Here is a 25,098-nt window from a genome sequence, read left to right on the forward strand (position 1 = left end):
GCTACTCGCACTCGAGAGCGGCGCGCGTCACGTCGACCCGATTGAGCATCGGCGTGTGACGTACGTGGGCGAATTGTTCGCCGGTGTTTGAACCGGTGAACGTCGCCGTGATCGTGACAGACTCGCCGCGCGGCGCCGTCACGTCGTACTGCACGACGGGGCGCTCGCCGATCTGCGCCTGTGCATCACCGGTTTCTTTTGCGGTCGCGCCTTCTGGGCCCACGATCGCGATGAGCGTGCGGGTCGTGCCCGGCTCGAGATCGTCGGGATTCTCGGGATCTGAGCCGGTGACCGACGCCGGCAGTTCGCTCGCGGGCGCGTCGTTGGTCCACGTCACGTGTACCTGGGTGGTCTGATCGCCGTGACATTCACCGATGGCGCGGGTGATGGCGGCATCGGCGTAATAGTCCATCGCGCCGCCGGTGCGGTCGTTGAGCAGCACCTCGACGTAGACATCGTTTTCGGCGTCGCTCGGCAGCGCTCCGCCGAGAGTGGATGCTGCGAGTGCCGCCTGCTCTTCGGGATGGACGCTCCACAGGCGGATGTGGCCTGATGCTGCGGCATCCGAAAGCGCTCCGAGAATGGCAGGGGGATCGTCTGACATCAGGAGCGCTGAGGCCAGCGCGATCGTGGCCTGGGCGACCAGGGTATCGTAGGCGGCGGGGTCTGCACCGGTGGCGGGAACCTCAGAAGCGAGAACCTCCACGAGAGTGTCGGCGCCGGCGGTGAAGTCGCCGAAGGAGATCTGCTCGGTGGCTGCGGTCAGCTGTTGCAGGGTGACGAGGTCCACCGCGATGACGCCGTCAATTGCGTCGCCGTACTGCTGCTGCCAGCGCGTCGCGAGCATCGCGCCCGCCTCTGCGAAGGCGGGGATGCTCGTCGCATCGCGCACGAGTCGACCCGGAGCGTCGCCGTACAGCGCAACTGTCGCCTCGTCGAGTGGAAGGGGTGCGTCGAGGGCCGGGAAGTCGTGCGCGGAGACAATGCGGTCGATGCTCAGTGCGCCGTTGTCGGCGTGCATCAGCGCGAGTGCCTGCACTGCGCCACCGTGTGAGCGAAGCTCGGCGTTGTTCTGGACCGCGACGAGATAGGCGCGGGGGCCGTTGCTGCCGAGCATGTTCGGCAGCAGGACGGATGCTCCGTGCATGGCGCCGACCGTCCGCGAGGCATCGTGGATGAGGTCGCGCTGCTGGGTGATGACGTCGCCCATCATCGAGATCGTGACGTTGGTGTCGACGCGCTGAGCCCGCAGATCAGCGGCAGCGAGTGTGGTGGCGGACTCGCCCAGTGGGTCTTGCAGAACGGAGAGCGGTGCCAGATCGACGTGCGAACCGCTGAGCCCGAGGGTTGCAAGGTCGGCTTGTCTCGCGACGGTGATGAGGGGTGTGATCGCATTGGTCGCCACGTCATCGGTGATCTCGGCGATCTCACGGAACGAGGTGAAGCCACCGCCGAGCCAGGGGATGAACTCGAAGCTGCGCCAGACCGGGTCGGACGTGAGGTCGTGGGCAGCAGCCGCATGTTGCTCGGTCCGCGGGGCGATCTGCTCAGCCCGTGCGAAATCACGGTCTTCGATGGCGGACTGCAGCTGCCCGACGGAGTTGCGCACGTTCTGCAGTTCGCTTGCGGCACCGAACCCGCGGAAGAAGACCCAGCCGGTCGCGAGTATGACGACGAGCAGTGTCAGGCCGATCACCCATCCCACCCAGCGTCGTCGCGGTGGCAGTCGACCGTCACTCATGAGTGCATTCAAGCATGCTCCGGCGCGCGGCACCGGGTTTCCAGGCGTGCGCGGATAATCTGAGCGTATGGGTGCTCAGTTGCGCGTCGTTCTCGACCAGGTGGCGACGATTGTCGATGCCGACCAGGCCCAGGCAGCGCGCGATCTCGTCACAGGGCTGGTTCTCACTGCTCCGTCTGGATGCTCCGTCGAGCTGATAGTCCCGGCCGGCGGAGGCGTCGCGATTCCCGGAGTGTCTGAGGTTCGTTCGCTCCGACTCGGCCGACGTGAGCTGGCCGCATCTTGGCAGATGGGGATCGCTCCCGGTGTGGGCGGGGGGCTCATCCACGCACCGTCGCTGATGGCGCCGCTCGTCAAACATGATCGCCTGCACAATAACGACCAGACCGCGCTGACGGTGTGGGATCTGAGCGCATGGGAGTCGCCGCACAACCTGTCGAAATCGAACGTCGGCTGGCAGCGGGGGATGCTTCGTCGTGCGGTGAAGCACGCCGATGCTGTCGTCGTGCCCACCCATGCGATGGCCGAGAGGATCAAAGACTTCGCGAAGCTCGGCGACCGGGTGCGAGTGATCGCCGGTGCGGCTCCGGATGGTTTCGTCGTGCCATCGGATGCCGCGCGGCGGCGCGAGGCGCTGTCATTGCCGGAGCGATACATCGTGCTGGTCGGGCCAGAAGACGCACTCGAGAACGGGTTTCGTGCAGCAGCCGCCGCGGATATCGATGTTGTGGTCCTCGACGCGGCGGAGGGCGCTGAACCTCGTCTTGTCGAGATGGCATCGGCTGCGGGGCTGCCCGAGCGCCGTACACACGTGCGGGGAAGCCTGGGGGCTTCGGACCGCGCGGCTTTGCTCGGAGCCGCAGCGGCGTTCATCGCGCCCAGCTCGGTGTCGGCATGGCCGTGGCGCGCGATGGAAGCTCTTACGCTGCGGGTGCCGGTTGTCGCCGCTGACAGCGGTGTGCATCGCGACGTCGTCGCCGAAGGTGGCGCCCTCGTTGCAACCGAAGAGATGACGGATGCTGTGGTCGACGCCGTCGACGCCGTCGGCGCAGGGGAGAAGCGACTGCGGGTGCTTGCCGCAGATCGCGCAAAAGCGTTCTCATGGGCGAGTGCCGCGGAGCGCGTGTGGGCGCTCCATGCGGAGATGTGACGCGCTTATTTTGGGCCGTACAGATGCGCGACACGCCGGGATGCTACGCGAGTTTGTCGACCACAGTGGCATCATGACGTAACTTCCGCCACACTATTCACATGTCTCAATCTGTCCCGCGTACCCGCAGCGCGCGCGGAGTGTCCCGGTTCCTCACAGTTTTCGTTGCCGTAGTCGCTGTCGTTGTCGGCACCGTTGCGCCGTCGACGGTTGCTCCGGCTTCGGCAGCAGTCGGTGCATCGACCAGTCTCTCCCGCGTGGCGGGAGGCGTGCAGTCGGGGATCGTGAAGACCACTCTCACCGGATTCAAGCCTGGAAACATCATCAGCGATGCCGTGTTCACCAACAAGAATGCGATGTCCGAGGGACAGATCCAATCGTTCTTCAACTCGAAGGTGTCCGAGTGCGTCATCGGGAAGGATGAGAACGGCAAGCCGTTCGTGTGCCTGAAGGACTTCCGAATCACTTCCGTGAATCGGTCTGCGGATTCATACTGCAGCGGGTACAACGGTGCAGCGAATGAGTCAGCGGCACGCATCATCTACAAGGTTGCTCAGGCCTGCAACATCAATCCGCAGGTGCTGATCGTCATGCTTCAAAAGGAGCAAGGCTTGGTCACGCACGTGTGGCCCAGCGCGTGGCGATATGACAGTGCCCTGGGTCAAGGATGCCCCGACACCGCGCCGTGCGACCCGAACTTCGTCGGCTTCTTCCACCAGATCTACGGCGCTGCACGACAGATGCAGATTTATATGGAGGGGCGTTGGTTCCAGTGGTACAAGGCTGGCAAGACCTGGCAGATCCAGTACCATCCAGATCGCACTCGGTGCGGCACCTCTCCCGTCTACATCGAGAACAAGGCGACTGAGGCACTCTACTACTACACGCCGTACCAGCCGAATGCCGCTGCGATGCGCGCGGGCTCCGGTACAGGTGACAGCTGCTCGAGCTATGGCAACCGCAACTTCTACAATTACTTCACCGATTGGTTCGGTTCGACCACGTATCGCCAGTTCTCGCCGGCCGGCGTGACTGTGCAGGGAACGTTCACACCAGGCCAGGTTGTCCGGGTCTCGGGGAGTTTTGCTCCGACCCCCACTACCACGCTGTACCAGTGGTACCGCAACGGCGAGGTCATCCCGGGAGCAACGCGTTCGTCGTACAGCGTCATCGTCGCCGACGTCGGAGCGAAAATCGATGTAATCGTCTTCGCAAGGACCTCGGGGTATCAAGAGGGACAACAGCGCTCGCCTGCATACACGGTGTCGCCCGTGAGCGTGGACAGAGTGCATGGAAGCACACGCGAAGAGACGGCAATCAGCGTATCGCAGACGTCTTGGCCCACGGGGACGAAGACAGTATTCCTCGCCACGAGCCTCGAGTTCGCCGACGCGTTGAGTGCGGCGGCAGCAACAGGGAACGCGGATGCGGCACTACTGCTGACACCTGCCGATGGTCTTCCGCAATCGGTCTCGAACGAACTGGCGCGTCTGAAGCCCGACAAAGTTGTGCTGATGGGAGGCGAGGGCGTGCTAACGCCCAAGGTGGTGGACGGTGTGAAGGTGGCCGTTCCCGGAGCCGGGATCACGCGGCTGTCAGGCGCCGACCGGTTCGAAACATCGCGTAACATCGTCGAGTCATCGGGTGAGAGCAAGAACCTTCTTATCGCGTCTGGATGGGGTTTCCCGGATGCGCTGAGCGCTGCATCTGTGGGCAGCAATACGGGAACACCTGTGCTGCTCGTTGATGGCACCGCCTCCGCGCTCGATGCCGCGTCGGTCGCAACAATTCGCAAGGTCGGAGCTACATCCGTGACGATTGTGGGTGGGACAGGAGTCGTCAACGGACGCATCGAGACCAGCCTGAAGTCCAATGGCATCAAGGTGAATCGACTTGCAGGAAGCGACCGTTACCTGACCAATGCCGCCGTCAATAATGCCTATTTCTCGAACACAACGCCGCGCGTCTTGATCGCAGCCGGTACCGACTTCCCCGACGCGCTTGCGGGATCGGCGCTTGCGGGGCGCTGGAAGGTGCCGCTCTTGCTGAGCGAGCAGACGTGCCTGCCGATGCCTAACTCTGACTTCATCCGCACGCACGTCACCAACTCCGTCGTACTAGTCGGTGGGCACGGTGTGCTCTCGGAGGAGGGAATGGGACAGCTTCGTGCATGCGGTTGATCTCCAGGAATGGCACCAAGCTGACCCGATAGGATGTGAGTCTGACCCTTACCCAGGCAGGACTCTCCGTGACGTTGCTTGATCCCTTTGCGATCGTTCCTCGCTCGGCATTCGAAACACCCGGCAAGAGCCGTGGGCTGATCGATGTCGTGCGCTGGCGCTACCTGCTGCACCTCTTGGTACGCACCGGCGTGACGACACGCTACCGGAACTCGGTTCTCGGCTGGACCTGGTCCTACGTCCGTCCTGCCGCACAGTTCCTCGTTTTTTGGGTCGTGCTCGGTGTGTTCATGCAGCTGGATCGCGGAATTCCGAACTACGCCGTGTATCTGTTCTCAGGCATCATCGTAATAAATCTCTTCTCGGAAGCGTTCAAGAACGCGACGACGTCGATCGTCGGCAATGCGCCGCTCGTGCGCAAGGTATTTCTGCCGCGCCAGCTGTTCGCGGTTTCCGCGGTGATCGTCGCCCTTATCCATTTCCTCCCGCAACTGGGGCTCCTGCTGGTGGTCTGCATCCTGCTGGGGTGGTTCGCGCACGTCTCACTGCTGTCCCTGCTCGCCATCGTCGCGGGCATGATTATCATCATGGTCTTCGCGCTGGGACTGGGGCTCTTCTTCGGTGCGCTCAATGTTCGTTACCGTGACGCGGAGAACATCGTGGAGCTGCTGCTCCTGCTCGCTACCTGGGCATCCCCGGTGCTGTACTCCTGGACGATGGTGCAGACCGCTGTCTTCGATCGGTTGCAATGGCCGTCCTGGGTGCTTGACCTGTATCTTCTGAACCCGATCACTCAGGGAGTCGAGCTGTTACACTACGCCTTCTGGCGTCCTGCGACCGAGGGGATGACCACTGCTGCTCAGCCTCTGGTCGAGCTGCCGCCGAACCTTGCTTGGAACACGTTGTCGACCTTCCTGATCGCCGTGGTGACGCTTCTCATCGGCCAGCTCGTCTTCCGACGTCTAGAAGGAAGGTTCGCTCAGGATCTATGACCACTCAGCAAGCCGGGCCGGCACCCAGTGTCATCGTCAACGCGGTGCGCAAGAAATTCACGCTGAATCATGCCTTCTCGCTCAAAGACACCGTCGTATCGTGGATCAAGCGCCGCGAACTCACCAGTGAGTTCGAAGCGCTCAAGGGGATCGATCTTGTCATCGGCGAGGGCGAGTCGGTGGCGATCCTCGGGCTCAACGGTTCCGGCAAGTCGACTCTGCTGAAGCTTGTCTCGGGTGTCATGGAGCCGGATGAAGGCGAGGTGCTCACTCGGGGGCGTGTCGCAGGACTGATCGAAGTCGGAGCGGGGTTCCACCCAGAACTTTCCGGGCGTGAGAACGTGTTCCTGAACGCCGCCATTCTCGGCATGAAGAAGCACGAGATCGAGGCACGCTACGACGAGATCGTCGCCTTCAGCGAGATCGAGCAGTTCATCGACCAGGAAGTCAAGCATTACTCGTCTGGGATGTTCATGCGACTGGCCTTCTCCGTCGCAATCCATGTAGAACTCGACGTACTCCTCGTTGACGAGATCCTCTCGGTGGGCGATGCGCCATTCCGTGAGAAGTGCCGGTTGAAGTTCGAAGAACTCATCGCTGGCGGGAAGACGCTCGTCGTCGTCAGCCACGACATGGAAATGGTCCGGGGGCTCTGCTCGCGCGGTGTCGTGATCAGCAAGGGCGAGGTCGTGTACGACGGAGAGATCGAAGGCGCGATCGCTCTGGTGGACGCGTGATCACCTGGATCGAACAAGTGCCAGCGCTACTGCTCGCACTCGCGCTCCTGGTCGTGCCCGGTGCGCCGGTTGCGCTATGCCTGCGCGGTGTGAGCGGTGTTGTTCGACTCGCCCTGGCCATCGCCGTGTCGCTCGCGGTGATCGGCGCGGCCACGTCCCTGGCTCCTCTCGTCGGTCTGTCTTGGGGTCTGATTCCCGTTCTGGTCGTCGCCGTCGTGGTCTGGGCCCTGGCCGCCGCGCTGTGGCTGCTCGGTCGGAACCGTCCGCCGGTCAGCGGCAGCACGCAGCTGCTTCATCCCGGCCGCCGCTGGCGCGGGGAGTGGATCACAGTGCTGGTCGCGACCCTCGGCTGGATGGCCATTGTTGCGATAGGGATCGGCAATCCGAATAATCCCTCGCAACTCTACGATGGTCTCTTCCACATCAACGCTGTGGAATTCATCGCCAAGACCGGTGATGCGTCTCCGCTGCACATGACCATGGTCGTGCCGCACGAGGCAACCTCGTTCTATCCGACTCTATGGCACGCATTCGTCAGCCTTGTGGCGCCGGTCTCTGGCAGTATCGTTGTGGCCACGAACATCGTGACCATTGCGGTGATCGCGCTGATATGGCCTGTCGCTCTGGCAGCTCTGGCCGCGGTTGCGCTTCCCGCACGGCAGGGGGCGGCGATCTGGGCGCCGCTGGTGAGCTTCGGTTTCAGTGTGTTCCCGCTGGGCTTCCTCAACTGGGGAGTGCTCTACCCGAATCTGCTCGGCACGGTGCTCGTCCCGATTCTCATCGCTACAGTCTTGCTTGCGTTCACCCGCGCCCTGTCAAGGCCGGAGCGTGCGCTGCGTGTTCTCACGATGCTGGCCGCAGCGGGTGCAACGGCGCTCGCGCACCCTTCCGCCCTGCTCGGCGCGCTCGCACTGTTGGTGCCATACTTGCTCTGGTTGGCGTGGACGCGGAGCCGCAGAGCAGGTGTGCTAACACGGGTTCTCCTGGTACTGTGCGTGCTCGGAGGCCTGTTCGCGCTTGTCGCGGTGTGGCGCATGGCCAACGTCACGACGAACGAGTGGCTTCCGTCTCAGACGATGGCACAATCGTTCGGCGAGGTCGCGTTCCTCAGCCCAGTGGGTCGTTCTGCCGGTCTTCTGCTCGGACCGCTCGCAGCGATCGGCATCTGGCGGCTGGTGAAGGATCGCACCTGGTGGATACTCGGGTCCTATGCCGCCAGCGTGGTGCTGTTCCTGATCTCTGCATGGTTCCCGATTCTCTCAGTGCGCAGCTTCTTCGTCGGGATCTGGTACGACGACACCACACGAGTCGGTGCATTGATCGCGATCTGGGGCCTTCCTCTCGCGGGTCTCGGTGCGTCGGTCGTTCTCGACTGGCTCGCAGGATGGTGGCGTGCGGGGAATCGCCGTCGGGTGGTTGCCATCATCGCGATCGTGGCCGTCGCTGCGGTGAGTCATCTCTCGGCGTTGCGCAACGATATCCGGTTCATGCGCTCCGTCAGCTTCCAGTTCAGCGAAACTTCTCAAGGGCTCTCGCCCGACGAGGTCGCGCTGTTCGAGGAGATCAGCAGCGAACTCCCTGAAGGCAGTCTTGTGATCGGGGATCCGCTGACCGGGGCGGGGCTTCTGTATGCGTACACCGGACGCGATGTGGTCTTCCCGCACGTGACCGGTTCGTACGGGCCCGATGCCGCGACCCTCGCGAGTTATCTTGTCCTCGGAAGCGGTGAGGTGTGCGATGCTGCAGCGCGACTGGGCGTGACCCATGCGCTCGACTTCGGCGACACAGTGCTCTTCGAGAACCACTACACGACCTACGATGGGCTCCACGATCTAGAGCGGTCCTCGATTCTCACTGAAGTCGACCGCATCGGGGATGCGGTGCTCTACGAGATCACCGGGTGCCGCTGAATCGACGAGAGTTCAACGTCCCGCGCTGTTGTCGTTCTGCTGTTCGGTGGACTCTACCTGCTGAGCTTCCACGAGGGCGATCTTGCGTGCGAGGAGCGTGAGCTGGCGCTGAAGAACGGTGTTGCGCCGATACTGCGTGTAGACGAAGACCAGGAAGATGACCACGAGCGCGTACAGCAGCAGGTCTGTGCCACGACCGACTCCGATGAGCGTTGCGACCCAAGTCAACCACTGGGGGAACAGCACGGAGAGGATCGCCGCGAGCACGAACAGCATCATGAAGATTCGACGGAGCGCAAGATGACTGTCCGCGCCGGTCTTGCGCATCACGACGATGCCGAGCGTGACGATGGCTGCGATGAGAAGCAGTTGGATCCACATGATCAACGCACCACCAGATCGACGAGAATGTTGACCGAATTGAGCACGCTCTGCCCCTTGCCCTTGGAATAGTCGGTGTACAGCAGCTCGACCGGGTGCTCGGTCCAGGGAAGCCCTGTCCTGCCCAACTCGAGCACGATCTCGGTGGCGTGCGCCATTCGGTCCTGCTTGAGGTCGATCAGCTCAGCCGCATCGCGTCGAATAACGCGCAGACCGTTATGCGCGTCTGTGAGCTTCATTCCCGTGGTGAGGTTAGTCACCCAGATGGCAGTCTTTAAGACGACCTTCTTCACCCATCCGGGGTTGGTCCGGTTGTCGAGGAACCGGGATCCGAAGACGACAGCGACATCGTCATCGCGCGCAACTGCGAGCATTTCGAGGGCATCTTCGATCCGATGCTGGCCGTCTGCGTCGAACGTCACGATGTATTCGCAGGCCGAGTGTGCCAGTGCATACTCGATGCCTGTCTGCAGTGCGGCCCCTTGGCCGAGGTTGATCGGATGCTGTACAAGATGGGCGCCAGCGGCGGCAGCGACCTCTGCTGACCCGTCAGAGGAACCATCATCGACGCAGACGATGTGCGGGAAGTGGGGTAGGAGGCTCGCAATCACGTCGCCGACCACCGTCGCTTCGTTGTAGAGCGGGATCACAATCCACGCAGCGGCATCCGGTGCCGGATCGTTTGTGTTTTCGCTCATACTCCTATTCTGCCAGGCATGCGCGTCGAGGACGTGCGGCGCTTGGCATCGGGGGATTCATGGGGGAGGAAGCGTTCGGGCGATAGACTGTGACGTGCGACTGTCGTGTGTCGACAGCGCAGAAAGCGTGCGAAGTGCCACAGTCTCCTGACGTGCGGATCGTTGAGTCCGCCGACGTCTCTCCAGAATCGACCATCGGCGGCGGATCCTCGGTCTGGCACCTCGCGCAGGTGCGTGAAGGCGCTCAGCTGGGTGAAAACTGCATCGTGGGGCGTGGTGCGTATATCGGTTCCGGCGTCGTCATGGGTGACAACTGCAAGGTGCAGAACTACGCACTGGTCTATGAGCCGGCACGGTTGGGAGATGGCGTGTTCATCGGACCGGCTGTCGTGCTCACCAACGACACCTACCCGCGTGCGATCAACGCGGATGGCTCGCTCAAGAGCGCTCACGACTGGGTGCCTGTCGGCGTCGTCGTCGAGCGTGGTGCGGCGATCGGTGCCCGCGCGACGTGCGTGGCGCCAGTGACGATCGGCGAATGGGCTACCGTCGCCGCCGGAGCAGTCGTTGTGAAGGACGTGCCTGCCTATGCCCTTGTCGCGGGAGTTCCCGCGCGTCGCATCGGCTGGGTCGGGGAGGCCGGTGCGCCTCTCTTCGCCGGAGATTCTGAGAACACCTGGGTGTGCCCGGAGACCGGTGCACACTACCTAGAAACTGACGGAACGTTGACCAAGGAGATCGTGTGAGCGAATTCATTTCCCCCGCAAAGCCCATCATCGGCGACGAAGAGCGTGAAGCTGTCGACCGGGTGCTGCGCACCGGCATGGTGGCGCAGGGCCCCGAGGTCGCCGCTTTCGAGAACGAGTTTTCCGCGCACTTCGTACCCGGCCGCCCTTCTGTCGCAGTGAACTCTGGGACAGCTGGGCTCCACCTCGGTCTGCTCGCAGCCGGGGTCAGAGCGGGGGACGAGGTCATCGTGCCGTCGTTCACTTTCGCTGCCACCGGCAACTCGGTCGCGTTGACCGGGGGCACGCCGGTCTTCGTCGACATCGAGCCGGAGACCTTCTCTCTCGATCCGGTCGCGGTCGCTGCCGCGATCACCCCGAGGACAAAGGGAATCATGCCGGTGCATTTGTACGGGCACCCTGCCCGGATGCGCGAGCTCGAAGCGATCGCGGCCGAGCACGGTGTCGACTTGTATGAGGATGCGGCCCAAGCGCACGGTGCTTCGTTGGACGGACGCCCCGTGGGATCGTTCGGCGAGTTCGCAATGTTCAGTCTGTATCCGACGAAGAACATGACAAGCGGCGAGGGAGGCATGGTGACGACTGCCACCGACGAGATCGCCCGTCGAGTCAAGCTGCTGCGCAACCAGGGTATGGAGAAGCAGTACGAGAACGAGATCATCGGCTTCAACGCGCGTATGACCGATATCCATGCTGCTATCGGTCGCGTCCAGCTGGGCAAGGTCGATGCGTGGACGAAAGCCCGCCAGGCCAACGCGGCGTTCTTCGATGCGAACCTGAGGGGCGTTGTCGTGCCTCCCGTCCTCGAAGGCGCGGTGCATGTGTATCACCAGTACACGATTCGAGTTCCGCAGGACCGTGATGGCTTCGTCGCGGCGCTGAAGAGCGAGCACAATGTCGGCGCGGGGATCTATTACCCGATCCCCAACCACCGACTCCCCTCTCTCGCGCCTTTTGCTCCCGGAGTGGATCTTCCTGAGACTGAGCGTGCGGCCCGTGAGGTCGTCTCGCTTCCGGTCCATCCTTCGCTCAGCCAAAGCGATCTCGAGCGCATCGTCGTCGCCGTGAACACTGTCTCTGGGGCGGGTGCCTGATGGCGTTGCGGGCAGGGCTCCTCGGTGTGGGCATGATGGGCCGTCATCATGCACGCGTGTTTCGGGAGATCGACGACGTGGAGCTCGTGGCGATCGCTGACCCGGGGGGCGACCCCCACGGGGTCGCAGGAGACTTGAAGATTCTTCCTGACATCGATGCTCTGATCGACGTGGGAATCGATGTCGCGGTCGTCGCGGTCCCGACGCGTTTCCACGAGGATGCGGCGATGAAGCTTGCCGCGGCAGGCGTGCACACTCTTGTCGAGAAGCCCATCGCGCACAGCGTCGAGGCCGGACAGCGCATGGTCGAGGCTTTCGACGGGGCTGGCCTCGTCGGCGCCGTAGGGCACATTGAACGCTTCAACCCTGCGCTGCAGCAGTTGCGGCGTCGCATCGAGGCTGGCGAGCTCGGCGCCGTGTACCAGGTCGCTACACGCCGCCAGGGCCCTTTCCCGTCGCGAATCGCCGACGTCGGAGTGGCCAAGGACCTCGCATCACACGACGTAGACCTCTCGGCATGGGTCGTACAGAGCGACTATGAGCACGTTTTCGCACAGACGGCATTCAAGAGCGGTCGTGAGTACGAGGACATGATCACCATCACAGGACGGACCTCGTCAGGTGTGATCGTCAATAATATTGTCAACTGGCTCAGCCCTATGAAAGAGCGCGTGACCGTCGTGACAGGCGAGAAAGGGGCGTTCGTTGCTGACACTGCGACTGGCGACCTCACATTCTACGCGAACGGAACGATTCCTGTCGAATGGGACTCGGTCTCGTCATTCAGAGGAGTGTCCGAGGGGGATGTCACCCGTTACGCATTCACCAAGCGTGAACCGCTGCGCGTGGAGCACGAGGCATTCCGTGACGCGGTGCTCGGCAAGGAGTCCGATCTGGTCACGATGAAGCAGGGGCTGCGAACTCTTACGGTGGTCGAGGCCGCCCTGGAGTCGGCTCGTACCTCGAACGTGATCAGCATCGACGCGATCTGACTCAGGTCGTAGGCGGTCGCGGCCTCGAAGCCTGAGTGCCGCGCGAGACCTTCCTGGACATGAGAGCCCGGCACCGCAACAGCTCTCCTTGTGGTTCGTACGCAAAGCGCGCTTCATGGTGCACCCGGTAAGATGGAGAATTCATATGTCGATCCGGCAGAGCAGGAAGTGCGCGAGATGGTTCAGTCCCACAGCGGACTCTCACAACATCCCCTGGGCCAGCGCAAGGCGCAAGGAGTGAAGAACTGAGCCGCTGGCCGGACGCAACGCGTATGACGCGCGTTGCGATCGCCAGTCGTATCTTCGAGCCGGAACCCAGTGCAGCATCATTCCGGTTGCAGGCGCTCGCTTCTGCGCTTGTCACGAGCGAGCATGACACGACAGTCTTGACCGTGAAGCCTCCGCGACGACTTGCTGTGCGCTCCCATGATGCGCAGCGCCCGTATCGTGTGAAGCGGTTTCCGGTGCTCCGTGACCGCACGGGGTATGTCCGCGGGTACGTGCAGTATCTGAGTTTTGACGTCCCGCTCTTCGCTCGCATTCTGTTCGGCCCTCGCTACGACGCCATCGTCGTAGAGCCACCGCCCACGACAGCCTTCTTCGTGCGGATCGCCGCCGCGCTGCGGCGGGTGCCGTACGTCTACTACGCCGCGGACATCTGGTCTGATGCGGCGGCTCAGACCGGATCCCCCCGATGGATAATCCGCCTTGTGCGAGGTTTGGAGAAGTTCGCGCTGCGGGGCGCGAGCGCCGTGCTCTCCGTTTCAGAAGGAGTGACCCGGCGTCTCAAGCAGCTCGACATGTCATCGCGAGCGACAACGATCGGCAATGGCATCGATGTCACGGCATTCGGACGCGGCACATTCTTGAGCGAATCGCCCGAGCCGGCAGCGACATTCGTGTACGCGGGGACGGCATCGGAGTGGCACGGTGCAGAAGTGTTCATCGACGCATTGCCCGAGGTGCTGCGGGCTCACCCCGAGGCGCGCATCCTGTATATCGGCGGAGGATCGGAGCGAGAGGCGCTTCGTTCGCGTGCGGCTGAGCTCGGGGTCACCGAAGCCGTGTCGTTCGAAGATGTCAGACCGCCATCGGAACTTGGTCCGGAACTGCGCCGTGCATGCGCAGCGCTCGCGAGTGTGCGCCCGGGGTCCGGATATGATTTTGCCTTTCCCACGAAGCTCTACAGTGGCGCAGCGTGCGGGGCTCCGTTGATCTACGCAGGAATCGGTCCTGCCGTCGACTTCGTGCGCACAGAAGTCGACGGACGAGCACTCGGTGAAGCGGTGCCGGCGGATGCCTCGTCGGTGGCAACGGCGATGATCGAAACCGCAGGGGCAGCATTCGATCCTGGCAGACGACAGGCTGTGGCGAATTGGGCGGCGACTCACGTCTCACTTGATGCGGTTGCCATCCGCGCGGTGCAAACTGTCGAGTCCGTTGTCTCCGGAACAGCGAAGCGGGACGAGCGATGATCGCTCGGTTGCGCGCATCGCTCGGTGCGACGATAGAGGTGCTCAAACTGCGCGTGCGCGGGGTGGAGTTCCCGCCGGTCGCCCCTGATTTGCGCGACCAGGGACTGTTCATCGGCACGTCGAACAGCGCGGGGCAGGGCTGGGCGTGGGCACGTGCGTTCGAGTCCGCTCGTCCCGGGATGCGTGCCGTAAGTGCGCGGTTCGGCGGCGAACATCAGGATGCGAGTTTTGCGTTCTCCGTAGATCAACCCGTCTTCAGTCACTACGCGGCACACAGCAGACGCTGGCAGCGAAGGCAGTTCGAAGCGGTGAGCGCGTATCGCGGGGCCCTCGTCGAATCAGGGGATGCGATATTCGCGCGTTTGAGCGGAGGGGATCCAGTGGCTCAGGTGCGGGCACTCCAGGAAGCAGGGGTCGCGGTAGGACTGCTCTTCCACGGTAGCGATATTCGTGCGCCTGATCCGCATATGCGGGTGGAGCCGCATTCTCACTTCGCCGCGGATGAGACATTCGCCCATGCATTCCGTGAACTGACTGATCGTAATCGCGAACTCATCGCAGAACTTCAGATCCCGGTTTTCGTGTCGACCCCCGACCTGCTCGACGAGGTGCCAGGGGGGACGTGGCTCCCCGTCGTCGTCGATGTTTCGAGATGGGCGACAGAGCGACCCCCGTTACAAGATGAGAGGGTGCCTCTCCGGATCGTGCACATTCCGTCAAGCTCAATGGTGAAGGGGACTGAACTCGTCGACCCGCTGCTGCGCGATCTCGCCTCGGAAGGCGGGGTCGATTACCGCACCCTGACAGCGGTCCCGCACGCCGAGATGCCAGCGGCATATGGTTCTGCGGATGTCGTCATCGATCAGTTCCGTGTCGGTAATTATGGAGTGGCGGCCTGTGAAGCGATGGCAGCTGGCCGCATCGTCGTGTCCCATGTCTCTGAGCGAGTGCGTGAACGCACGCGGGAGCTCACCGGAGAACCGCTGCCGATTATCGAAGCCACACCGGAGACGCTGCGTGAGGTGCTCAGCGCAATCCGCACCGATCCGCAGCGCTATCTCGAATTGGCGTCGAGGGGACCCGGCTTCGTGCAAAGACATCATGATGGCCGGCGCAGTGGTGCGGTCCTAGGCGACTGGTTGATGCCGCTCTGACGGCGCTCTTCGCTGGGGAGAAGATGCTCCACTGTATAGAATCGAGGGGGCTCCGCAGCCTCCGACCACTCAGATATCAGGTGATACACGTATGCTCACAGATGAAACGGATCGTGGCGGGAAGGGCTCGAACCTTCTGATCTACCCTTCGTCTCTCCTCGGTTCCGGCAGGCTCGGCAAGATCGCTCGGAGTCTGCAGGCCACCGGTGCATTCGATGAGACGGTCATCGTCGGCATCCGAAGCGATGGCATCGATGAGGCTCAGCAGATCGACCGAGGCGTGCGGATCGAGAGGACTCGCGGGGCGAGCCTGCGCGGCTTCCTCGGCGGTGTCCGCATCATGGCCTTGTGGCCGCTTCGCGTTTATCGCAGGTATCGGAAGCAGCACCTTGCGGCGGTTGCAGCGCAGAACGTCTACGTGCTTCCACTGGTATACCACCTCAGCAGAAGAACGGGTGCGGTCTTCGCGTACAACGCACATGAGCTTGAGACCGAGAGTATAGGCGCTCGCGGCCTGAAACAGAGAATCGCCAAGCTGATCGAACGGCGCTACATCCACAGAGTCGACGTACTTTCGGTCGTGAACGACTCGATCGCGGACTGGTACCGGCAGCATTACCCGGGGGTCGCGCCGGTGGTTCTCACCAACACACCGGTCGATGACGGGAAGACCATCGACCTTCGTGCGCAGCTCGCGATACCTGACGGGGAACTGCTCTATATCCACGTCGGGTTCCTGATGGGGGGACGGAGCATCCCACTGCTGCTCGATGCGTTCACCGCGACACCGAATGTTCACATTGCGTTCCTCGGTGATGGCTACTTGCGACCGCAGGTCGAAGCAGCAGCCGCATCGGCATCGAACATCCATCTGGTTCCGGTCGTCGCGCCGGACGAGGTCGTATCCGTCGTGCGTGGCGCTGACGTGGGACTGTGCCTGATCGAGTATGTGAGTCTCTCAGATGAGCTCTCCACTCCGAACAAGCTGATGGAAGCTCTCGCGGCGGGGGTTCCACCGTTGTCGTCCAACCTCGTGGAGGCGCGCCGTCTGCTCGGTCCCGAACTTGCGCAGGTCTGGGTACTGGATGCACCGGCGGAGCAGCTCATAGGCGCACTCGAGCGGATCGGTCCCGCAGAGATCGCAGCCTTCCGGGAAGCCTGGAAGGGCATTCCGAGCTGGGACGAGCAGGCAGTCGCCCTGCTCGAGGCGTACGGACGGGCTCTCGCTGACAGAGCCGCAGGCTCAGGGGCGCTTGCTTCGGGCCGTTAGAATTGATAGCTACCGGGTCGAACTCGAACCGGAGCATCCAATCGCAATGAGGTGAACGAAACCGTCATGCAGCAACAAGCAGCAGACAAAGGGTTGAACCTGATTATCTACCCCGGCGATCTCCAGGGCGCTAGCCGCGTAGGCAAGATCGCGAAGAGTCTCCAGAGTACCGGTGACTTTCTGGAGACTCAGGCCGTGGGCAAGACAGGAGTCTCACAGCTTCCAGAGCACGAGCACCTCTCCCCAGGCGTAGAGCTCGTACGTGTCAAAGACACGACTTTCAACGGTCCGGCGGGCTGGACACTCGGCCAACTCCTGTGGCCGGGGCGCGTGATGCGCCGATACCGCAAGCAGAACGTCACTGCTGTGTCCGCCCAACGAGCCCTCGTTCTGCCTCTCGCGTTTCACCTGAGTCGCCGCACGGGCGCGATCTTCGCGTACAATGCGCACGAGCTGGAGACTGAGGTTCTCGGCTTCTCTGGGCTTAAACAGAAGATCGCCAAGTTCATCGAGCGTCGTTACATCAAGCACACCGACGTCGTCTCCGTTGTGAACGACTCGATTGCAGATTGGTACGTCGACACATATCCCGGTCTTCGCCGACCGACCGTGCTGACGAACACGCCCATAGATGATGGCAATTTCGTCGATCTGCGCAGCAAGTTCGGAATACCGGATGACGCTTTGATCTATATCCACATTGGCTTCATCACCGACGGTCGAAACGTCCCACTGATGCTGCGCGAGTTTGCTGCGCATCCTGAGGCACACGTGATCTTCTTGGGTGACGGACACATGCGCAAGGCAGTCGTAGAGGCCGGCCGTACGAGCCCCAACATTCACTGGCACCCGCCTGTGGACCCGGACTCTGTCGTGGCACATGCGCGCGGTGCGGATGTCGGCCTTTGCCTGATCGAGTATGCGAGCCTATCGGATGAGCTTTCCACGCCGAACAAGCTCATGGAGGCTCTCTCGGCAGGAATCCCACCGCTCTCCTCCGGACTTTTCGAGGCTCGTCGTTTGATCGGCCCCAACGCGAGCAAGACATGGATCCTCGATTCTCCTGAGGAGCAGCTTGCGGGCGCGCTAGAGCGGATCACACGCGCTGATGTTGATGAGTTCAAGAAGAACTGGGGCGGTATCCCCGGGTGGGACGCACAGGCGCAGGATCTGATCGACGCATACCGTGAGGCGATCACGGCTAAGCGTTCGCGCAAGCGCAAGCGCAAGAAGTAGAAACTACCAGTGGATGGCGGAAAGAGGCCTGCGGATCGATGGATCCGCAGGCCTCTTTCCGCTATCGCCTAGCGCGTCACGTAAGACCCGATAGTTCTGCCTGCTGCGCGAAGTCGGGGACTCGCTTGATGAGTTCAGTGAAGGTACCGCGATCTACAATGCGTCCATCGCGCATGTAGAAGATCACATCGGCTTGCATGATGGTCGACAGTCGGTGCGCGACCAGAATCAGGGTTGTATTGCCCTTGAGCTGATTCACCGCCTGGCTGACTGCCGCTTCGGTCTTCGCGTCGAGCGCGCTCGTCGCCTCATCCATGACGAGAATATAAGGCTCGGGGTAGAGCGCTCGAGCGATCCCGAGTCGCTGGCGCTGGCCACCGGAGAGCGCGAGTCCGCGCTCACCGACGCGTGCATTGATACCGCCGGGCCGAGATTCAACGGTGTCGAGGAGGGTCGCCTTGCGCAGAGCCTCCATAACCTTGTCTTCGTCGTACGCACCTGACCAGCTCAGCGCAACGTTCTCCGCGACGGTGCCGTCGAAGATCGACACATCTTGCGGCACGTACCCGAGACGACTGCGCCACGCGTGCGAGATCTCGGGGATGGGCTGACCGTCAAGGGAGATCACACCGGACCGCGGCTGCAGAAGACCGAGAATCGCGTCGATGATGGTGGACTTTCCCGACCCTGATGGGCCCACGAACGCGACAGTGGTCCCCATGGTGATCTCGAGGCTGACCCCGTCGAGGGCTGGCGCCTCGCTCGTCGGGTAGTGATACACGACATCGTCGAGCACAAGCTTCTGCGGCTCGTGAGCCAGCTGCTTCTGGTCACGGACTTCGATGTCGGTGCTGGCAGACTCGCTCGCATAAATCTCATCGAGCACACCGCGGGCGTGTGGGGAGTTCGCGGTCAACTGGGAGAGCACCGACTGGGCTCGGACAACGGCCGGCGCCATTCGGAATCCCGCGACGGCGAACAGCGCGACCGAGACGAAGGCTGTAGCGATGCCGCCGAGCCAGAAGCCCACTACACCGACCAGGACGAACCCTCCGATGATGCCGGATTCGAGTGCGTAGCGGGGCACCTGACCGAGGAAGTTGATGTTGGCGCGGGCCCTTGTCGCCCGTTCACGCGCTTCGTCGACAGTCGTGGCGACCTCGTCCATCTTGCCGCGAAGAGTGATTTCCTTCATCGAGGCGACCATGCTCAGAATCAGACGAGAGGTGAGGAGGGAGAACCGCAGATTTACTTCTCCCGCTCGTCTGGATTCGCGAGCAATCCAGAAGTAGAGCACAGCTGCGATGAGACCGAGGTACAGAACCGTCGTGACTGCCGTCATGGGCTGAGCCACTGCGACCACGATCAGGATTGAGACGAGGCTCAGACCCTCTGACAGGAGAGTCGCTCCGGGAAGGAGGAAACCCGGGATCAGTACAGAGACGCTGCTGTCGGTGAATCGCACGATATCTGAGGAGTTGCGTGACAGGCGCAGCTCCCAGGGTGCGCGGATATAGGCGCGGAAGAGCCGAGACCCAATCTCGAGTTCGTATTTCGCCCCCTGCCTCGTCGCCCAGAAGGTCACACCGACTGCGGCGATTCCCTTCATCACGATGAGCGTGCACAGCACCGCGATGGCGATCAGCAGGCCGGTTTGGTCGAGTTCTCCGATGAGGGGCAGCGTTGCTGCGTCACCGATCGACATCGGCGCGATGAGCAGCGCGAGCATGCCGAGTGCCGCCGCATCGACGATCGAGAGAACCGCGAGCGTCACCGAATACCAGTTGAGGAACCGGCGTGCGGGGGATGAGATGGCTCGCAGCACCTCGTTGTAGAGATTCCAGACTTCACGCATGGAGCGGGGATTCCATTCTTTGCTGGCCCTGGGCCGCAGACCCGGGTCAGGCGTTGTAGAGCCGCGGGAGGCTGTTTACGACACGCACGGCATCGGAGAAGTCGATGCCGAGAACATCCAGATACCACTTGAGGTTCGGGTAGCGCGGCGTGTTCTCATCGGCGACGAGACGAAGTGCTTCGTCGCGGGTGATATCGCCTTCCCGAATCTGGTTGCTGCGGAACGTGTCGTGCTCGGTGAAGCCAGCGACTGTGTAGTACGCGTAGTTGTAGAACGCTGCGGTGCCATCTCCGATGCGCCACGTCGTGGAGGTGTCGGGTGCCTTCTCCCAGTCGTACTGGTTGAGCAGCGTGTCGTCGATCTGCTGCTCGTCCCAGCGCCAGTAGTCGAAGATGTGATAGTAGTCGGACTTCGTCGTGAAGCTGCGGTAATACTCTCCGGAGAGCGTGTCCCACATCGAACGGTTGAAGTAACCAGGACTCTTCGTCATCGCCTTGAAGCGGAGCTTCTGATAGTTCAGCTGCTTCATCGCCCCGTGGCTGTAGACGCGTTCTTCGGCGAAGTCCGGCGGCACACCGAGGAAGCCCGACTTGAAGTGGGTGACCTCGAGCGGATTGATGCCCCAGAGGTTAAGGCTCAGGCCGGTCTGCTTCTTCACCGTCTCGACGTGGCGGAAGAAGTGCTTGTCACCGGCCGTCAACACGCTCAGCATCCCGAGGTTCGGAGCCTTCAACCAGGCGGTGAGGTTGCGGCGGATGTGGTCGCGCTTCTTCGTGATGTCCGCAGCGACGATGATGTTCTCTACGCCGAGCTCGCCAGACATGCGGCTGATGTTCCGTCGACCGAGGTCGGTGACCATGCCCCAGTCGTACGTGTACGTCACCGGTTTGAGTTCGAGCTCGTTCACGATGAGGTGGAGTGCATAGCAGCTATCGCGTCCGCCTGAGAATGGCACGAGAACCTCATCGCCCTTGGCGCGCCGATACGGCTCTACGAGTTCGAAGAGCTCTTCTTTGGGGCGAGGATGATTACGCGGGCGGTAGTTGGTGCAGTAGTTGCAGACGCCGTCGGCATCGAACTTGATGTAGGGCATCGTCTCAGGGAGGATGCACTTCGTGCAGCGCCGGAACTGCGGCTCCGGGTAGATCAGCAGCTTCTCTTCGGCGGAGGAGAGGTGCAGACCCGGCACAAGGTCGATCGTTCGCTGCTTCCACTCAACGATGTCGATAGGCGTCGACTCCGTCGCGATATCGAAGGCTTCGGCCGCGCGGATCTGACGGATGGCGTGCGCCTCGATCTGCTCGAGCGGGTAGCGCTCGGACGAGAAGACGATGCCGCCGTCCTTCGCTCCGATGTACAGGCTGCCGTTGTTCGAGAAGAGCACCAGCTTGCCGAGCGTGGGGATGAGGGCCGCACACGCTACGACACCCTTGGCCACCGAGAGCACGTGGTCCGCTGCGGCCTCGGGGGTTGCTCCGTTCTCGAGCTCCGCAGCGATGAGCGCGGGGATGATCTCGCTGTCGATCGTGAGCTCACGAGTCTTGCTCGTGGTTTCCCAGAGTTCTTCGAAGTTGACGACGATGCCGTTGTGAACCACGGCGATACCGTCACGAACCACGGGCTGATTGTCGGCAGTGCCGTTCGTGACGAGTCGGCTGTGGCCGATAAACGTGTCGATACCCTTAAGAGGGGTTCGCTTGAGAAGCTTCTCGATGGTGAAGTCAGCACGGAATGCGCGATACTCACCGGCCCGGTGCACGACCAGGCCGCTCGAGTCACGGCCTCGCTGCTCGGCATGCTTGATCAGGGTCTCGATTGATTTCTTATCGAGACCGGCCGGGGCCGTGGATCCGAAAACACCGCACATACGCGCTCGCAGCCTTCATTGTTGAGGATGAGGAATACGGGGGCGGCCGGCCGCAGGAAACGGAAACGAGCGCCACCCAGAGGGACTCTCAAGGGTAACACCAGCCTCCTGGACGCCTAATCACGAGGCTCTGCGGTGTCTTTTCTGCCGGTTCAGCGCCTCGGTGTCGGTCTTCATCGGCTACGTACGCGTACGATGGAATAGTGAAGATCGCTGTAGTCGCCCTTGGAAAGATCGGGCTTCCCCTCGCCGTCCAGTTCGCTTCCTCTGGTCATGACGTCATCGGCGTCGACGTCAACCAGAGAGCGGTTGACACCATTAATGCAGCTCAGGAGCCCTTCCCTGGTGAGGCCCACCTACAGGAGCGCCTTGCGGAGCTGGTTCCTGCGGGACGTCTGCGCGCAACGACCGATTATGCCGAGGCCATCCCCGGAGCCGATGCTGTCGTGCTCGTCGCTCCTGTCTTCGTGAACGACGAGACATGGGAGCCGGACTTCAAGTACATGGATGCGGCGACCACTTCGCTGGCCGAACATCTAACCCCGGGCACTCTCGTCTCATATGAGACGACTCTCCCTGTTGGCACGACTCGTGAGCGGTGGAAGCCGATGCTCGAGGCCGGTTCCGGTCTCACCGAGGGAGACGACTTTTACCTCGCCTACTCACCGGAGCGTGTTCTCACGGGTCGGGTGTTCGCCGACCTCCGCAAGTACCCGAAACTTATCGGTGCTCTCTCCGACGAGGGTAACCGTCGCGCACGCGAATTCTATGAAGCCGTGCTGCAGTTCGATGAGCGCCCTGATCTACCACGCCCGAACGGGGTATGGGATCTCGGTACGACTGAAGCGTCCGAGATGGCGAAGCTTGCCGAGACAACCTATCGCGACGTCAACATCGGCCTCGCGAACCAGTTCGGCCTGTTTGCGGCTTCACATGGGATCGATGTGTACAAAGTCATCGAGGCCTGTAACTCGCAACCGTACAGCCACATTCATCGTCCGGGGATCGCGGTTGGCGGCCACTGCATCCCGGTCTACCCGCGCCTGTATCTCTCGACCGATCCTGATGCGGACATCGTACGCGTTGCGCGTCAGCTGAATGCTTCGATGCCAGAGCGTCTCGTCGCGCAGGCAGAGGGTGTCCTGGGAGACCTGAAGGGTCAGCGGGCGCTGGTGCTGGGCGCCGCTTATCGCGGGGGAGTGAAGGAGACGGCGTTCTCCGGTGTCTACCCGACGGTCAAGTCCTTGAAGGATCGCGGTGCGAACGTTGTCGTACACGACCCGCTGTATACCGACGACGAGCTGCGCAGCCTCGGATTCGAACCGTATACGGCGGGTGCCGAGGTCGACCTCGCAATCCTGCAGACCGATCACGCCGAGTACAAAGAACTCACACCTGCGCAGTTGCCGGGCATCAAGCTCCTTGTGGATGGCCGCGCGGCCACAGACGCTGCACGCTGGGCTGGTACGCCGCGCATTGTCGTGGGCACCGCAGGCATCGGAGGCTGACCTGGCGCTGACGCAGTCTGCGTCGACGAGATCGCAGACACGATTTCGTCCCGATATTCAAGCACTGCGCGCGATCGCGATTCTTGTCGTCGTCCTCAACCATCTCTGGCCGAACCGGCTGACGGGCGGTTACGTCGGGGTTGACGTCTTCTTCGTGATCTCGGGATTTCTGATCACGAGTCATCTGGTTCGCGAAGCGACGGCAAGCGGTCGAATCGCGCTGGCATCGTTCTACGCCCGCAGGGTGCGACGGCTGCTCCCGGCGGCGCTCCTCGTGCTTCTCGTGAGTGCAGTCGGGACGATCCTGCTGCTTCCGTTCCCGCGCTGGACTCGAGCGGGCGCGGAGATCATGGCGAGCGCGGGTTACGTCGAGAACTGGTTTCTCAGCGCGATGTCTGTCGACTACTCGGCACTGAACGATCAAGCCACCGTCGCACAGCATTACTGGTCGCTGTCCGTGGAAGAGCAGTTCTATCTGATCTGGCCGGTGCTCCTGCTCGCGGTGTGGTGGTACGCGGCGCGAAGAGCCTGGGCGCCGAGGTTCGTCGCGGCAATCGCATTGAGCACGATCGTGATCGTGGGCGTGTTCGTCAGCGTTCTGATCACGAGCCAAGCCCCCAACGAAGCGTACTTCGTCACCTACACTCGGGTGTGGGAGTTCGGCATCGGGGGGATACTGGCGCTCCTGCCGGTATACCGGCTGCATCGGACAGCCGCGAACATCCTTGCCTTCAGCGGCTTCGGCGCGATAGTGCTGGCGGCCCTCGTCTTCGATTCCGCAACTCCGTTCCCCGGGGCTTTCGCGCTGCTGCCGGTACTAGGCACCGCAGCAGTCATCGCATCGGGCTCCTCGGTCGAGAATCTCTGGCATGCCCGTGTCACCTCGCTGCGTCCGGTGCAATGGCTCGGAGACGTGTCTTACTCGCTCTACCTCTGGCACTGGCCGCTGATCGTGCTGGTCCCTTTCGCGCTGATGGGTGCGCTGTCGACGACGATGAAGATCGGCATCCTGTTCATGGCGCTGGTCCTCGCCTGGCTCACGTACCGATTCATAGAGCGCCCAGGGCAGCGCTGGCGTTTCATAGCGTTGTCGAACCGACGCACGTTCCTGGCCATGGTCGTCAGTATGGCTGTCGTGCTCGGCGCCGGCGGCGCGCTCATACTTGCGGGGCATCTCCGCGCAGCCGCGGACGTACCGCCAGACACAGTGGCCATTGAGAGCTGCGTCGGACCACAAGCAATGGAGAGCACGGAAAGCTGTCCCGACCTGTTTGGCCCTGCAGCGGAGACCGTGATGGGGCCGCGAAACGCGTATTTTTACGTACCGCCAGAATGCGTTGCGCAACCGGAGACGATGCCATTCGGCTCGAGGACGGCTACAGTGAGCTGCGATTTCAGTGGCGGGGCGCACGATCCCACGCGGGTTTGGCTCGTCGGAGACTCACATGCGCAGCAGTGGCAGGGGGCCGTGTTTGACCTCGCGAGGCAGAACCAGTGGTCGGTGACGACCAGTTTCGGCGGAGGATGCCCGGTTATCGATGCTCCGTTCGTGGGGTTCCGCGAACCTGCCACCGACGTAGATCGCGATCGATGCCGCGAATGGTCTGGCGCTGTTCGCGACGCTGTTATCTCGGAGTCGCCGGACTTTGTGCTCACCTCCTCGGCAGGACGCGTACAGCTCGTCGACGACGGGACTGATCGCCCACAGCCCGCCCAATTCATGGACGGGCTTGAACGGACGTGGAAGCAGTGGGCCGATGCGGGTATTACGGTGGTTGCGCTCGGCGGGGTGCCGTTCAATGGGGAAGTTAGATCACCCGACTGTGTGCTGGCTAACGCCGCGAATCCACTCGCCTGTGCCGTATCGCGTGCGGATGCCCAGCCAGAGGATCCGTACCTCACCGCTGCGGCAAGGATGACTGCTCCGCGTGTCCGTGCCTTCGATGCCGATCCGTATTTCTGCGACGTTGACACCTGCTACGCGGTGATCGGTGGAGTGACCGTGTACTACGACGCGGACCACCTCAATCTCGATTACGTCCGCCGGCTTGCTCCGCCCCTCGCAGAGGTGATGAAGGACGCCCCTGGCTAAAGTCCAGCCAGACGTCGATA

At 62.4% G+C, this 25,098-nt stretch carries 19 protein-coding genes; 14 read left to right on the forward strand and 5 right to left on the reverse strand.

Annotated elements, in window-relative coordinates; all coding sequences use genetic code 11:
* Position 1: 1 nt before the first annotated feature.
* Positions 2 to 1,741 carry a DUF4012 domain-containing protein gene (locus ACN0RC_RS01555; RefSeq protein ID WP_417508293.1) on the reverse strand — a complete coding sequence of 580 codons (1,740 nt, stop codon included), beginning with the start codon at positions 1,739 to 1,741 and terminating at the stop codon, positions 2 to 4.
* Positions 1,742 to 1,808: 67 nt separating this feature from the next.
* Here ACN0RC_RS01555 and ACN0RC_RS01560 point away from each other — a divergent pair, with 67 nt between their 5' ends.
* The 5 genes from ACN0RC_RS01560 to ACN0RC_RS01580 all read left to right on the forward strand — a co-directional run bounded on the left by ACN0RC_RS01560 (position 1,809) and on the right by ACN0RC_RS01580 (position 8,710).
* A complete protein-coding gene (locus ACN0RC_RS01560; protein WP_417508294.1) occupies positions 1,809 to 2,891 on the forward strand; it encodes a glycosyltransferase in 1,083 nt (360 codons plus the stop codon).
* 101 nt (positions 2,892 to 2,992) lie between these two features.
* Positions 2,993 to 5,071, forward strand: coding sequence for a cell wall-binding repeat-containing protein (locus tag ACN0RC_RS01565; RefSeq protein WP_417508295.1), 2,079 nt, complete (start codon positions 2,993 to 2,995; stop codon positions 5,069 to 5,071).
* 68 nt (positions 5,072 to 5,139) lie between these two features.
* Positions 5,140 to 6,063: an ABC transporter permease gene (locus ACN0RC_RS01570; RefSeq protein ID WP_417508296.1), complete on the forward strand. Its 924-nt coding sequence runs from the start codon at positions 5,140 to 5,142 to the stop codon at positions 6,061 to 6,063.
* Positions 6,060 to 6,800, forward strand: coding sequence for an ABC transporter ATP-binding protein (locus ACN0RC_RS01575; protein ID WP_417508297.1), 741 nt, complete (start codon positions 6,060 to 6,062; stop codon positions 6,798 to 6,800). Before ACN0RC_RS01570 ends, ACN0RC_RS01575 begins: the two co-directional genes overlap by 4 nt.
* Entirely contained in the window at positions 6,797 to 8,710 is a 1,914-nt protein-coding gene (locus ACN0RC_RS01580; RefSeq protein WP_417508298.1) for a DUF6541 family protein, read from the forward strand. Before ACN0RC_RS01575 ends, ACN0RC_RS01580 begins: the two co-directional genes overlap by 4 nt.
* Before the next feature lie 12 nt (positions 8,711 to 8,722).
* Here the strand turns inward: ACN0RC_RS01580 and ACN0RC_RS01585 are convergent, their stop codons facing one another.
* Both ACN0RC_RS01585 and ACN0RC_RS01590 read right to left on the reverse strand, forming a co-directional pair.
* Positions 8,723 to 9,091, reverse strand: coding sequence for a DUF2304 domain-containing protein (locus tag ACN0RC_RS01585; RefSeq protein ID WP_417508299.1), 369 nt, complete (start codon positions 9,089 to 9,091; stop codon positions 8,723 to 8,725).
* A 2-nt stretch (positions 9,092 to 9,093) separates the two neighbouring features.
* Positions 9,094 to 9,789: a glycosyltransferase family 2 protein gene (locus ACN0RC_RS01590; RefSeq protein ID WP_417508300.1), complete on the reverse strand. Its 696-nt coding sequence runs from the start codon at positions 9,787 to 9,789 to the stop codon at positions 9,094 to 9,096.
* Positions 9,790 to 9,941: 152 nt separating this feature from the next.
* Between ACN0RC_RS01590 and ACN0RC_RS01595 the strand changes: the two genes are divergently transcribed.
* The 7 genes from ACN0RC_RS01595 to ACN0RC_RS01625 all read left to right on the forward strand — a co-directional run bounded on the left by ACN0RC_RS01595 (position 9,942) and on the right by ACN0RC_RS01625 (position 17,756).
* The gene (locus ACN0RC_RS01595; protein ID WP_417508301.1) at positions 9,942 to 10,535 is read left to right on the forward strand and encodes an acyltransferase; all 594 of its coding nucleotides are present in this window, start codon (positions 9,942 to 9,944) and stop codon (positions 10,533 to 10,535) included.
* Positions 10,532 to 11,629, forward strand: coding sequence for a DegT/DnrJ/EryC1/StrS family aminotransferase (locus ACN0RC_RS01600; RefSeq protein WP_417508302.1), 1,098 nt, complete (start codon positions 10,532 to 10,534; stop codon positions 11,627 to 11,629). Before ACN0RC_RS01595 ends, ACN0RC_RS01600 begins: the two co-directional genes overlap by 4 nt.
* Entirely contained in the window at positions 11,626 to 12,621 is a 996-nt protein-coding gene (locus tag ACN0RC_RS01605) for a Gfo/Idh/MocA family oxidoreductase (RefSeq protein WP_417508599.1), read from the forward strand. The genes ACN0RC_RS01600 and ACN0RC_RS01605 overlap by 4 nt, the downstream gene beginning before the upstream one ends.
* A gap of 272 nt (positions 12,622 to 12,893) precedes the next feature.
* Positions 12,894 to 14,096, forward strand: coding sequence for a glycosyltransferase family 4 protein (locus tag ACN0RC_RS01610; protein WP_417508303.1), 1,203 nt, complete (start codon positions 12,894 to 12,896; stop codon positions 14,094 to 14,096).
* Entirely contained in the window at positions 14,093 to 15,250 is a 1,158-nt protein-coding gene (locus ACN0RC_RS01615; protein WP_417508304.1) for a glycosyltransferase, read from the forward strand. Before ACN0RC_RS01610 ends, ACN0RC_RS01615 begins: the two co-directional genes overlap by 4 nt.
* Before the next feature lie 91 nt (positions 15,251 to 15,341).
* Positions 15,342 to 16,520, forward strand: coding sequence for a glycosyltransferase (locus ACN0RC_RS01620; RefSeq protein WP_417508305.1), 1,179 nt, complete (start codon positions 15,342 to 15,344; stop codon positions 16,518 to 16,520).
* A 195-nt stretch (positions 16,521 to 16,715) separates the two neighbouring features.
* Positions 16,716 to 17,756 (forward strand): glycosyltransferase, encoded by a 1,041-nt coding sequence (locus ACN0RC_RS01625; RefSeq protein WP_417508306.1) that lies wholly within the window; start codon positions 16,716 to 16,718, stop codon positions 17,754 to 17,756.
* A 76-nt stretch (positions 17,757 to 17,832) separates the two neighbouring features.
* Here ACN0RC_RS01625 and ACN0RC_RS01630 read toward each other — a convergent pair whose 3' ends face one another.
* Positions 17,833 to 19,611 (reverse strand): ABC transporter ATP-binding protein, encoded by a 1,779-nt coding sequence (locus ACN0RC_RS01630; protein ID WP_417508307.1) that lies wholly within the window; start codon positions 19,609 to 19,611, stop codon positions 17,833 to 17,835.
* Positions 19,612 to 19,657: 46 nt separating this feature from the next.
* Positions 19,658 to 21,478, reverse strand: a complete 1,821-nt coding sequence (locus ACN0RC_RS01635) for a hypothetical protein (RefSeq protein WP_417508308.1) — start codon at positions 21,476 to 21,478, stop codon at positions 19,658 to 19,660.
* A 203-nt stretch (positions 21,479 to 21,681) separates the two neighbouring features.
* On the opposite strand from ACN0RC_RS01635, the gene ACN0RC_RS01640 reads away from it, so the two are divergent.
* Together ACN0RC_RS01640 and ACN0RC_RS01645 are read left to right on the forward strand one after the other, a co-directional pair.
* Positions 21,682 to 22,986: a nucleotide sugar dehydrogenase gene (locus tag ACN0RC_RS01640; RefSeq protein ID WP_417508309.1), complete on the forward strand. Its 1,305-nt coding sequence runs from the start codon at positions 21,682 to 21,684 to the stop codon at positions 22,984 to 22,986.
* Entirely contained in the window at positions 22,907 to 25,078 is a 2,172-nt protein-coding gene (locus ACN0RC_RS01645; RefSeq protein WP_417508310.1) for an acyltransferase family protein, read from the forward strand. The genes ACN0RC_RS01640 and ACN0RC_RS01645 overlap by 80 nt, the downstream gene beginning before the upstream one ends.
* The last annotated feature ends 20 nt before the right edge of the window (positions 25,079 to 25,098 follow it).

The organism is Microbacterium sp. (genome assembly GCF_048259935.1).
Lineage (GTDB): Bacteria > Actinomycetota > Actinomycetes > Actinomycetales > Microbacteriaceae > Microbacterium.

Coding starts and splice junctions, on each gene's coding strand:
- ACN0RC_RS01555 (WP_417508293.1), bottom strand. CDS start 1,741: ATGAGTGACGGTCGACTGCCACCGCGACGACGCTGGGTGGGATGGGTG.
- ACN0RC_RS01560 (WP_417508294.1), top strand. CDS start 1,809: ATGGGTGCTCAGTTGCGCGTCGTTCTCGACCAGGTGGCGACGATTGTC.
- ACN0RC_RS01565 (WP_417508295.1), top strand. CDS start 2,993: ATGTCTCAATCTGTCCCGCGTACCCGCAGCGCGCGCGGAGTGTCCCGG.
- ACN0RC_RS01575 (WP_417508297.1), top strand. CDS start 6,060: ATGACCACTCAGCAAGCCGGGCCGGCACCCAGTGTCATCGTCAACGCG.
- ACN0RC_RS01585 (WP_417508299.1), bottom strand. CDS start 9,091: ATGTGGATCCAACTGCTTCTCATCGCAGCCATCGTCACGCTCGGCATC.
- ACN0RC_RS01590 (WP_417508300.1), bottom strand. CDS start 9,789: ATGAGCGAAAACACAAACGATCCGGCACCGGATGCCGCTGCGTGGATT.
- ACN0RC_RS01610 (WP_417508303.1), top strand. CDS start 12,894: ATGACGCGCGTTGCGATCGCCAGTCGTATCTTCGAGCCGGAACCCAGT.
- ACN0RC_RS01615 (WP_417508304.1), top strand. CDS start 14,093: ATGATCGCTCGGTTGCGCGCATCGCTCGGTGCGACGATAGAGGTGCTC.
- ACN0RC_RS01620 (WP_417508305.1), top strand. CDS start 15,342: ATGCTCACAGATGAAACGGATCGTGGCGGGAAGGGCTCGAACCTTCTG.
- ACN0RC_RS01630 (WP_417508307.1), bottom strand. CDS start 19,611: ATGCGTGAAGTCTGGAATCTCTACAACGAGGTGCTGCGAGCCATCTCA.
- ACN0RC_RS01635 (WP_417508308.1), bottom strand. CDS start 21,478: ATGTGCGGTGTTTTCGGATCCACGGCCCCGGCCGGTCTCGATAAGAAA.
- ACN0RC_RS01645 (WP_417508310.1), top strand. CDS start 22,907: ATGGCCGCGCGGCCACAGACGCTGCACGCTGGGCTGGTACGCCGCGCA.